Source organism: Microcoleus sp. CAWBG27 (assembly GCF_020883145.1).
Lineage (GTDB): Bacteria > Cyanobacteriota > Cyanobacteriia > Cyanobacteriales > Microcoleaceae > Microcoleus.
Genome location: NZ_JAHREU010000117.1, coordinates 1 through 10,820, shown reverse-complemented (window position 1 = coordinate 10,820; position 10,820 = coordinate 1). Strand labels below are relative to the sequence as shown.

The following is a 10,820-nucleotide window of genomic DNA, read 5'->3' as shown; positions in this document are numbered from 1 at the left end:
AACAATCGAATTAAGTTGATTAAGCGACAAGCCTATGGCTTTATGAACTTTGATAACTTTCGAGCAAGGCTATTAGCTTGCTTTTCTGATTAGGTTTGCTTATCACCTTGACTCCAGAAGAGCCGGTTTAGCCGTTGTTAAATTGCAGGCATCAAAACAATTGCTTTCATCCTTCATATTCATCTCCATCTTGATATTCTTCTTGAACTGGCGCTTTCCAATTGCAGTTCGGCCTGTCTATCCAGTAGGGGTAAGCGCGAACGGGTTTTCCATTTACCCGATCTACAAAGTTTTTAATTCCTCCTGCGCTGCATTCGGCATAAAATTCATCTTCTTCTGTCAGCGTTGCTGGGAGTAGCAATCTTTGAGGTTTGCCGTTCATTTGATTGCCACCTGCTAACACATTCCCGTCATCAATACAGCAGTCGCCCCGTACATTTGCAGCGGTTCGCAATGCTGCAAAATCGATTTCAACCATTCAATCATTTCTGCCTCCTGGGCGTTGGTAGTTGATTTGTGAGAAAGCAGGAAGATTGCATTAAACAGCAATTTATCTACCTGCTTTCGATTCGATTTTAGTTGTCGCAGTTTGAAGATAAGTTCTCTAAGTCGAGCGATTCGAGCGATGCTGGCAGCATTTTTTTTGGCTCCGTTTCCCTGGTTTCCAATGCCAACCGCCCGTTGTCTATACCTCCAATGAATTCATCCAGAGCGTCAAAGATTTCGTTCCCCAAGTCGCCGAAGTCTCCGTTAGCGATGTCTTCCAAAGCATCGGAAATACCGCCGCCAAAGATGTAATTCTTGGTACTCTGCCGCACTTTTTCGCGGGCATCGTTCAATTTGGCTTGGACGTTGTTCAAACCCTGTTCTGCATTCTCGGTGGAACGGGTTGTGCGTTTCTGCTTCCCTGCGCTACCGTTTTGCGCTGCTTTAGCTTGCTCTACTGCTTTCTTGTCCGCCGCGTTCATGATAAAAATCCTCGACAATTTGTTGAATTGAATTGATAGCTTGAAGCCTGCCGCGTTCCCTGACTAGCTGCCTGAACAACCACATAATCTCGCTATCAAACCTGTCGAATCCCTTGCGCCTGCGTGCTCGCCTGCGTTTGAGGGAAACTTCTGGACTCGAAGGGGTTTGTTCTGGTTCTGAGGCTTCCTGCAATCGAATAAGTTCCAATTCTTTGAGTACGGCAGCATCCCGCCGAAGTTGAGTTAGAGAAATATCCATTGCCCCAGCTAGCATTCCGTTGGTTGTCCAATCAATTTGTTCGGGAATTATTGCTGACAGTGGTCGAAACATGGTCGTTACTTGGTTGATTTTGGGTTGTTAGATGGTTGGGTTATCTTTTGTCAACCACCTAACGACCGCAATAAACTCAAAAAAAATTATTTCCTTTCCGGGATGCTAAACGATTTGGCATCCCAAATCCCCCAAACCTCGCGGGCAGAAGCTACGGCACCTTGAATTGCTTCTGCTGCCGATCGCCCAAACACAGTTATCTGGCGGGGCGGGTTGTGCTTGCGGGTTACAATGACAACCCACTGAAATTGATGGCTTTTTAGCGCTTTCATCTGTCGTCCCTCCCATCACCGATGTTGGGTAGCGTCTCTGAACTTTGGGCTAACAGAGAACCCGAGAGCAAGCGAATCATTCGCAGCGCTTCACTCTCAGACATCCAAACATTTAAATGTTCAGATGTTGGGAACAAATCTAAGAGCTCGCACTCGGACAATGCTTCCAATACCTTGCACGAGTAGTGCTGGGCGTAGGCGATAGCTTCGATGAGCGCCTTCTTCTGGATGTCGGTGCTGGTGGTTAGAAGTTGTTGCCAACTCTTATGCAGTTGGCGGATCGAGAATTGGTCGGCGATCGCTCGCACCAAACTCAAAGCTTCAGCGGATGTTGGTAGGAAGTCGAAAGTCAGGGGCCATTTATCGCCGAATAATTCGATCGTCCCGCATTCTTTGATAGCGCGGGTGAGGGTATCGCTTTGACGGAATGAATAGATGGAGGCTTCCATCAAAGCGCTCAGTTCCAAGTGCGGCATCGCGTTAACGGATGTCAAAAGCTGGCGGTACAAAGTGGCTGTTGTTGTACCCGGTTCTGATGCGGGTGTGGATGCGAGTACGGGTGCGGGTGCGGGTGCGATCGAGAAAGGTGCAGCCGCTTCCACAGGTACCGGCGGTGATTGTGTCATGATGGGAAAATCTCCCGAAAGTGAGTGCCAGACCCCGCCCTTATAGATTGCAAGTCATGGGGGGCGGGGTTTGGTTTTTGGTTTTTTTACCCGCGATCGCTAATTGGTAAAAGCGCTTGCAGGCGTTGGGTTTAAAGTGCTTTTGAGTCAGTGCGCGGGCAACCTCACGGGGATGTACGGATGACCGTTTTATGCTGGGGACTGGCTCTGAGTGCGTCTCTGAGTTTATGATAGCATAAGTTGCTACTTAGTCAATATAATTAAGTAGCAACTAAATCAGCGTCTTATTAAAACTTATGCAAATGGCAGTCAAGCTACTGATAGACCCTTATGAAACAATGGAGTGAAGTTGCTACTTATTTTCACCCCACCATGCCCGCCAAAAAAGAAGACCCAAATTACACAATTCTCAGGGGTCACGTACCGAAAGATTTATATAGGAGGTTTAAGATTCTCTGCCTTGAGCGTGGCGTGGACAATAGTCAGGGATTGGAGGACTTACTAAATGAGTATTTCGAGTTGAAGGGTGATGTTACAGGTCAACTCGCACCAACGACCCCCACCCCCGAAGCCCCCCCCGCAGAAACCAAACCCCATCAGCCCCAAAAGCCAAGCGGGGGAGGGGAAATAAGAAGCTAGCGGATGTCTAGCAGGTGTCTAGCGCTGACAAACTTCGGCACTCCCCTCAAATCCGACAGATAAGCTGAAAGCTTTAACTGACAAAGGTTTTAGGTACGATCCGGCGTTTCAAACTTTTTGGATTCAAAGACCCTCAAACGCTTACTGGGAGAGACTGAAGGCATTTCAAACTTGGATCTGCGAAAACGGTTGGTTTAACAGGTTACACTCTCTTGCTCCCCGTAGGCTATAAGCCTTGCAGCCCGGATGTTTAACAGGTTGCACAAGCATCGGTAAGTAGGGTGGAAGACCAATGAAATAGATAGCTGTCTAACAAGGGAGAAAAAACTCAGTGACCGAATCAATTAAGGCTGTTACCGCCACCATCCAACTCAGCGACGCCCTACCTCTTGACGGATACATGATGCCAGATGGAGAATTTCGGGCCGGTATCGTTGGCACTTCCGTATTGCTTGGTTATCAAAGAGACTGGTTTTTGGTGCTACCCTCTAAGGCTCCCAATAAGCTAAAAGCTTTACAAGAAGCTGGTTTTAGGTACGACCCTCAGTCAGTATCTATACAGAGACAAGGTAGAGGTGGCGCAACAAAAGCACAAACTATTAGCCTGCGAGAACTGACAACTCTAATAGCCCTTGAATCGCTTGCCGGCAACAAACGGGCGATCGCCCTTCAAGCGGCCTTCACCCTAGAAGGGCTGGACTCTCGGTTCAGAGATGCTTTTGGAGTACAGCAGCGGACACCGGATGAAAAGCGGCGGTTCTTTGGTCTGACTTATGAGGAGTTCCTTGAGGCTTTGGCTGAAAATCGAGCTGAGCTAGAAGGGCTGAGGCTACCAGGCGATGACTTGTATTACCCGGAAGAGGCAGAGGAGTAAAATATGACCGAATCAGTCAAAGCCTTTCAGTCAAAGCCGTTCGTGCCCCAGTTCAGATAGGCTAGCTTACAGTCGATGGGTTCATGCTGCCAGATGGTTCGTATCGAATGAGCCAGACACAAGTAGCTGAAGCAGCGGGCTCACTCCTGGCGCAACGTATCCGATTTCTTACGCTCAAACGGCCTAAAAAGCTTCCTGGGCGAAGGCTACACGAGTACGATTTTTGAGCGCGAAGAAATCGAAATCGAGTCGCAGCCCGGTAGTCGGGGGCAAAGTCGGTTTCTGTCCGTCCCTCCAGAAATTGCCAGCGCTTACTGACTGTGGCAAGCTCACCGGGGGCGAATGAGGAGTAAGGCTCACGCAGTTCAAAACCAACAAGTCAGAGGAAACAGCAACATGATCCAAACCCAAGCAATCCCCCAAACCATACCCAAAACAGTCACGTTTGATGAGTTCGCAGCCTGGTACCCAGAGAACTCTATTCGCCGCTACGAACTACACCACGGAGTTATTGTTGAAATGCCTAAAGGCAACCGGCAACCATTCCAACGTTACAGGCTTTATCTGGGGTGAAATGAATTTTGAAATCAGGCGACTGCAATTGCCTTACTTCATCCCCGGTGACTGCCTGCTCAAGCCCATCCGCAACGAAGCTGGCTACCAGCCAGATACCATCGTCTTAAACCAAACTGCATTTGCTTCCGAGCCGCGCTGGGAAAAAGAATCAATCATCACGATGGGGTCTTCGGTACGACTGGCTGTAGAGGTCGTCAGCACGAACTGGCGGGACGATTACCATCTCAAATTTGCCGACTACGAAGAAATGGGCATCCTCGAATACTGGATCGTAGACTACCTCGGTTTGGGAGGTCGCAAGTTCATCGGCAGCCCCAAGCAACCCACTCTCTCAGTTTGCCAACTGGTAGACGGCGAGTATCAGGTCAAACAATTTAGAGGCTCAGACACAGTTGAGTCGCTGGCTTTCCCAGAGTTGAGGTTGACGGCCGAGGTGATTTTCCGGGCAGGCTTGCCCCCAAGCGAGCCGAATTAGAAGAATTGCTTGGGTTGTACGTGCATTGCTAATGGGTTACAAACCGGCACTGGCTTGATTGAGATCGAGGATAAGTCGCCCCCCGACGCTGAAAGCTTTATCGGATAAGGGTTATAGAGGCACGAGTCTGATACCAGTTCAAAGGACTGGCAGGGGCCCAAGCAACAAGGCTCGAACGATTAGTCTCAAAGACCTGGCCGCGCTGATAACTATTGAGACACTTTCTGGCAATAAGCGAGCGATCGCACTCTCTGCGGCCTTCACCATAGAAGGACTGGGCTCTCTGAAACAGCTCCTACCGCGAAAAGAATGCTCAAAAACACCGAAAACCTTACGCCTGAGAAGGTTATACGCCCGCGATTTCTGAAATAGCTTTGTCGAACAAATAAATTGTTCAAAATGTTCAAAGCTGTTTTTGGCTGGAAATTATACGTCTCAGATTTCTGGGTAAATTACCCAATTTACGCCAGAAACTTTTGACCCCCTAGGGAGGTTTATCTTATCTTGGGCACTACTTTTACGCAAAAAACTTTTGAGGTCGATTCGACCGACGGTTTTAGACTCAAAAGCCATCAAAGCTTTGCGCTTGTCTAGGTTATACGCCCGACACTATTGAGACGGCAATGCCCCGCCTCGCAGCTAACAAAATCACGCGACACGAGTGAATTGACATGATCCAAGCCCAAACAATCCCCCAAAACATACCCAAAACGGTCACGTTTGACGAGTTCGCAGCCTGGTATCCAGAGAACTCTGTCCGCCGCTACGAGTTACACCAAGGAGTTATTGTCGAAATGCCTCTAGGAACTGGCCGCCATTCCCGCGTTACAGGTTTCATCCGTTCAAAACTATCGATCGAAATTGACCGCCGCTCCTTACCTTATTCCATCCCCGGCGACTGCCTGCTTAAGCCCGTCCGCAACGAGGCGGGCTATCAACCAGACGTAGTTGTCCTCGATGAAGTGGCTCTCGCCAACGAACCGCGCTGGGATAGGGAATCCATAATCACGATGGGGTCTTCGGTGCGGCTGGCTGTAGAGGTCGTCAGTACCAACTGGCGGGACGATTATTTTTTCAAAGCTTCCGACTACGAAGAAATGGGCATTTCCGAATACTGGATCGCGGACTACCTCGGTTTAGGCGGCCGCAAATTCATCGGCACTCCCAAACAACCCACTCTTTCGGTTTGCCAGTTGGTAGATGGGGAGTACCAGGTAAAACAGTTTAGAGGCGGCGACACGGTTGAGTCGCTGGCTTTCCCGGAATTGAGGTTGACTGCCGAACAGATTTTTCAGGCCGGCTTGCCTTTAAACGAGCCGAGCTAGAAGGACTGGGGACGATGGCTTGTATCATCGAAAGGGATTGGGGAATTGAGTCGCTGTGAAAAGCCTGGCGGTTTTGCCAGCCCGGCCCCCAAAACTTTGTCGAGCAAAAAGTTATACGTCGGCGATTTTGACGCAAGTATGGGTTTTTGTGCTGACAACCTATCGCTCAAAAAACGGACGGCGTTTCAAAACACATCCATTTAAAGGAGTAACAAAAATGATTGGATGGCCGTTTAGCAAAAGCGAAGATAATGGCTCGGATGAGGAAAATAGGCATTGGGCTTCATCCGAAGAAGATTGCAAAGCAATGCAAAAGAAGTATGGATGGGAACTCAAAAGAGTCGAGCATGACGAAGGCGATTCAGATTCTGGAGTCGATTGCGTTTTCAAAGGGAAGCAAACTAGCTTCTGGGATATGTGGGCAGACCACCAAGATTATAAGGAAGAATAGGCTATGACTTCACTCAAGCAGATGGTGCCAACAGAAGAGCTCGAACTTTACGATCCGCTAGCAAGCAAGCCTACCCTTAGCCTCTACCTGGTCAAAGAGCAAGAAAAATGGGTTCCGATCGAGAGCAAAGAATTGGTGATCGGGAAACAGTTGACTCGACTGTTGCAGCTTTCTCACGATTCCCGCCCCCTGCTGAAGCGCCAAGTCAAACTCGGAGAGCGGCTCACTTACCACGTTAAAAAAGAGGGCAGCCCTTGGAAAGCTTACCTGGTTACTCCCTCGGACTGGGTAGTGGTCAGAGTGTTTCGGTACGAAGCTGACCTATCAGAGATTGAAGGAGAGCTGCCAGAGTTTCGGGACGTACAGATTGCTTACTGCGAGCGCCAACCTTTGACACCAGAGCAAGCTGAGGCAATGACTTACGAGATTATTAGCAAGGTTTCTGTGGATTCCTTTGGTGGGGATAAGGAAGCTTATCAGAAATTCCTTGCCAGCGAGCAATCTAAGCCATACGTTCGGGTTTAAAATTGGGTATCTATCAACTGATGGAATTACAGGGCTCTCGGCAACCACCGAACAGCCTCGCAGCTTAAGACCAGACCAAACAAAAAAAAGTCCGCAGTCTTTAGAAGAGACGGAGGACAACCAAAAAAAATAAAACTTTAAATACATCATAGTCCATATCTGCCATTACCGCAAAATTTACACCTTTGTAAATTAACGCAGTTACCGGGCAGGGCCGTCTCTTCTACATATAGCGGGTTTTTGTAAAAAAACCAGTTAGCACCGCTATGAGTAGCGAGAGAGGCATCTATGAACGTTCTGCACCAAATTCAATCTACCGCCTATCTTTCCACCAAACACAAGTCCCACATCGAGAGCCGGGGACTGCTCAACGATTGGAGCTACGCCAACTGTCGCACCGTAACTGCTGATGAGGCATCAGTATATTTGGGTTACGCGGCGAAATCCGGCGGCATCCTATTTATGGGCAAAACCACACAATTCCAACTCAGACCCGACAAACCTTGGAAATCCTCCGGTTGCAAAAAAGCACCCAGATATCGCACGCCCCTTGGTGAATACGACGCATTCTTACCGGAACATCCAACAGATAAGGATTACTGGGACGTAGAAAACCTCAAACTTGTTTGTTACCACATCAACGGCCATCCTTACATCATCATCACCGAGGGAACATTTAAGGCGATCGCCGGATGCAGCCACGATTTACCGACAATTGCCTTGATGGGCATCAGCATGGGGCTGACTGCCAAGAAGAGCGATTTGCAGAACAAGCGCTATCTCGTCGCCACATTAGAACTCTACGCTCGTGCTGGTTTTGGGTTCATCATTGCCTTTGACGCCGATGCAGCAACTAACCCCAACGTTATTTGGGAACAGCGAAAACTCGGCCACCAGTTGCTCAAATTTGGCGTTCCCGTCCGCAGCATTACAGGACAATGGGAACCAGGCACTGAGGGAGAAACCAAAGGTATGGATGATTTCATTCAGAGAAAAGGAATAGAAGAATTTCGGCAAATGCTGGCCCGTTCCGTGCGGTTCGAGGACTGGGAAAACTCTCTCAGCGACGACAACAACCCCCCGAAATCCTCCCTCAAACAACAGCCCCCGCAATCCCTGGGAGCCGAATTCGCCGAGGATTTGCGCGACCGGCTTTGCTACTCCGACGAACACAAATCCTGGATGAAATACGAACTCCGCCACAAGGGAGTTTGGGCGGCGGTGAACGACGACTACGTGCTGAGCGCGATCGACAGTATGTGTCAAACAAGGGGAGTAGAACCCAACAACGCCTACTGCGCCAACGTTCTGGGTTCGCTCAAAAGAAAATTGTTCGAGCTCGACTGGAACGAACGACCCTCAAACGAACTGCTGCCCTTTGAAGACGGGGTGCTTGAAATCGAAAACAACCAGTGGCACGAGCACGCCCCCGGATTCCGGCTAACTTGGTCGCTACCGCGAAGTTACAGGGGAAGCGCCGTTAACACTGGATGGGCAAAAATCAACGACTGGATTAACCAGGCAACCGACGGCAACCAGAACAAAAAAGAAATCCTGCTAGCCTTCATTGCCGCCAGCTTGCGCGGTATGTCTTGCTTGCAAAAGTTCCTCATGCTGACCGGGCTTGGAGGAACCGGAAAAGGGCTTTACACCCGACTAGCCACCATGATTGTCGGCGAACGGAATACGTGGATCGGGAACTTGGAGGACTTAACCAAAGCAGACAAGGTGGCGGAATTGCAAACGAAGCGGCTGGCGGTTTTTGACGACCAAGAGAAATACACCGGCAACCTGTCAAACTTCAGGTCGCTGACGGGTGGGGGACAAATTAGCGGTCGCAAGCTTTACAAAGATCCCGTCAATTTCCGCTTTCCGGGGCTGGCACTAATCACCGCAAACCAGCCGTGTTTCCCCGCCAGCGGTCTGTCTTGGTTGAAGCGCCGGATCGTACAGGAGGAATTTCGGTACACCCCAGTCAAGCGAAATACTAAACTCGAAAAGGAATTGGAGCCGGAGTTGGGCGCGTTCACCCAGTACCTGCTGTCAATCCCGGTTGCCGAAATCGAGCGCATCTTGGGCCAAGAAGGCTGCGGCATCAACGGCACTTTCTGGGCGGACAGAGTGCGAGCCGACCCAATGGCATCGTGGGTCAACGACTGCCTCATACACGACCCAGCAGCCCAAACTGCGATCGGGGGCGACAAAGATGAATGGAAGGACGACGATTACAAGGCAGCCAAGTCCACCCTATTCGGCTCTTACAACCACTACTGCCGCCGCGCCGGATACAGTGCCAAAGGTAAAAACAACTTTTCAGCAGACTTGGCAGAACTTTGCCACTCTGTCCTCGAATGGAAAGATGTGGCGAAATATCGGTCTGCTGCCGGTATGGCGCTCAAAGGGCTGCGACTGCGGACGGATGCCGATACCAGCATTGCCACGTTGGAAGACTTGTTAGCCCAAGGCAAAAATGCAGGTTCCAGCCTGCATGATGCAAACTTGGATGTAGACCTGAAAGCTTTGTCAGATAAGGTTTATGCAGACAGTGCAGACATTAACTCAAAGCTTTTAGAAAAAATAGAACCTGAAATCTTGCCGCCGATATCGGGTTTGAACGATCTGACTTCCGGTTCAAACCGCAGCGAAGTCGATTTGAAAAAGGTTGGCCCCCCTGATGTCTACAGGGTCAGCACAAACCATACAGAGCAAAGCATTGAGCCTCTGGACGGTCTACATTCAAGTCAGCATTCAAGTCTGCATGAAAGCCAGGATTCAATTCAGGATTCAAGCCAGGATTCAAGCCAGGATTCAAGCCAGCATGAAAGTCAGCATTCAAGCCAGGATTCAAGCCAGGATTCAAGCCAGGATTCAAGCCAGGATTCAAGCCAGCATGAAAGTCAGCATGAAAGTCAGCATTCAAGCCAGGATTCAAGCCAGGATTCAAGCCAGCATGAAAGTCAGCATTCAGATAACAGGTCACCTTCTGAAGTTCCAATCCCGTCGCTAGAGCCAGAGGAAGTACCACTAATTGACTCGAACGACGCCGAACAGCAGATGGCAAAGCAAGTATCGATCGAAGCTACGGACAAATTTGAACCCGCTGTTAATCCAGAGTTAGTCGAACAGATAGTCGAGGGGGTGCTCCGAGCGATCGCAGAAAATGACCCCGCAGCGGCTAGGAAAGCTGTTGCACCTATAAAACGTGACTCGACAGGCGACCTCAAGACAGCAGTTAAAAATTCCTTGACTGATGAGGAAAATGCAGCTTTCAAGGTTTTGCTTGCCAAGCCACAAACCTCACCTGAGCCTGGCGCAGAGTCGGAGCCATAAACTCCATTCGATGGTTAGCATTCCGTCGCATGGATCGCTCAATGGCTGACTATGGCCCAATGGCTGACTATGGATCGCCCAATGGCTGACTACCGAGTCAGAGCATCCGGTACGCGATCGCATTTCGGATTTGTTGCGCTGAGTCTCACGCGAGCGACTAAATCCAAATTCTGCCTCTGTTTTTAACTCGCCTTATGCCAAGGGGTTAGTTTTACGTTGCCAATTCAAGAGAGCTGGTTACACTTGGCTTGTTTGGGCAGATTTACCTCGGTTTTCCAGTTCTCGATTTTGGTCGAAAAAACTGGGCTCTTCTGGCTTTTTGGTGAAAAGTGTATAATGAGATACTACTAATTGATTTCTACCGTATGGATCTTCATCTTGACAGACTGCTTAATCTACCCGATGTTACTGTTGAAAGTTGCATCCAA

The 10,820-nt window shown here is 49.4% G+C and carries 12 protein-coding genes and 1 pseudogene; 8 read left to right on the top strand and 5 right to left on the bottom strand.

Annotated elements, in window-relative coordinates; translation table 11 throughout:
* The first annotated feature begins 9 nt into the window (after positions 1–9).
* Positions 10–93: a transposase gene (locus QZ938_RS31910; RefSeq protein WP_293158237.1), complete on the top strand. Its 84-nt coding sequence runs from the start codon at positions 10–12 to the stop codon at positions 91–93.
* A gap of 73 nt (positions 94–166) precedes the next feature.
* Here the strand turns inward: QZ938_RS31910 and QZ938_RS31905 are convergent, their stop codons facing one another.
* The 5 genes from QZ938_RS31905 to QZ938_RS31885 form a co-directional block, all read right to left on the bottom strand.
* Positions 167–478, bottom strand: a complete 312-nt coding sequence (locus tag QZ938_RS31905) for a hypothetical protein (protein ID WP_293356265.1) — start codon at positions 476–478, stop codon at positions 167–169.
* Between the two features lie 97 nt (positions 479–575).
* On the bottom strand, positions 576–968 hold the full coding sequence (locus tag QZ938_RS31900; RefSeq protein WP_293356262.1) for a hypothetical protein: 393 nt from the start codon (positions 966–968) through the stop codon (positions 576–578).
* Complete coding sequence (locus QZ938_RS31895) at positions 931–1,299, bottom strand: hypothetical protein (protein WP_293356259.1); 369 nt, start codon at positions 1,297–1,299, stop codon at positions 931–933. Before QZ938_RS31895 ends, QZ938_RS31900 begins: the two co-directional genes overlap by 38 nt.
* An 86-nt stretch (positions 1,300–1,385) precedes the next feature.
* The gene (locus QZ938_RS31890; RefSeq protein ID WP_293356256.1) at positions 1,386–1,571 is read right to left on the bottom strand and encodes a hypothetical protein; all 186 of its coding nucleotides are present in this window, start codon (positions 1,569–1,571) and stop codon (positions 1,386–1,388) included.
* The gene (locus QZ938_RS31885; protein ID WP_293356253.1) at positions 1,568–2,197 is read right to left on the bottom strand and encodes a hypothetical protein; all 630 of its coding nucleotides are present in this window, start codon (positions 2,195–2,197) and stop codon (positions 1,568–1,570) included. The genes QZ938_RS31890 and QZ938_RS31885 overlap by 4 nt, the downstream gene beginning before the upstream one ends.
* Positions 2,198–2,527: 330 nt before the next feature.
* On the opposite strand from QZ938_RS31885, the gene QZ938_RS31880 reads away from it, so the two are divergent.
* The 7 genes and pseudogenes from QZ938_RS31880 to QZ938_RS31850 all read left to right on the top strand — a co-directional run bounded on the left by QZ938_RS31880 (position 2,528) and on the right by QZ938_RS31850 (position 10,392).
* Positions 2,528–2,836: a hypothetical protein gene (locus tag QZ938_RS31880; protein ID WP_293356250.1), complete on the top strand. Its 309-nt coding sequence runs from the start codon at positions 2,528–2,530 to the stop codon at positions 2,834–2,836.
* A gap of 331 nt (positions 2,837–3,167) precedes the next feature.
* A complete protein-coding gene (locus QZ938_RS31875; protein ID WP_293356247.1) occupies positions 3,168–3,710 on the top strand; it encodes a hypothetical protein in 543 nt (180 codons plus the stop codon).
* Positions 3,711–4,106: 396 nt separating this feature from the next.
* Positions 4,107–4,761, top strand: a pseudogene (locus QZ938_RS31870) (Uma2 family endonuclease).
* Positions 4,762–5,432: 671 nt separating this feature from the next.
* Entirely contained in the window at positions 5,433–6,086 is a 654-nt protein-coding gene (locus tag QZ938_RS31865) for a Uma2 family endonuclease (protein ID WP_293356244.1), read from the top strand.
* A gap of 217 nt (positions 6,087–6,303) precedes the next feature.
* Positions 6,304–6,537 carry a hypothetical protein gene (locus QZ938_RS31860; RefSeq protein WP_293356241.1) on the top strand — a complete coding sequence of 78 codons (234 nt, stop codon included), beginning with the start codon at positions 6,304–6,306 and terminating at the stop codon, positions 6,535–6,537.
* 3 nt (positions 6,538–6,540) lie between these two features.
* The gene (locus QZ938_RS31855; protein WP_293356238.1) at positions 6,541–7,062 is read left to right on the top strand and encodes a hypothetical protein; all 522 of its coding nucleotides are present in this window, start codon (positions 6,541–6,543) and stop codon (positions 7,060–7,062) included.
* Between the two features lie 288 nt (positions 7,063–7,350).
* On the top strand, positions 7,351–10,392 hold the full coding sequence (locus QZ938_RS31850) for a DUF3854 domain-containing protein (protein ID WP_293356235.1): 3,042 nt from the start codon (positions 7,351–7,353) through the stop codon (positions 10,390–10,392).
* Positions 10,393–10,820 lie beyond the last annotated feature (428 nt).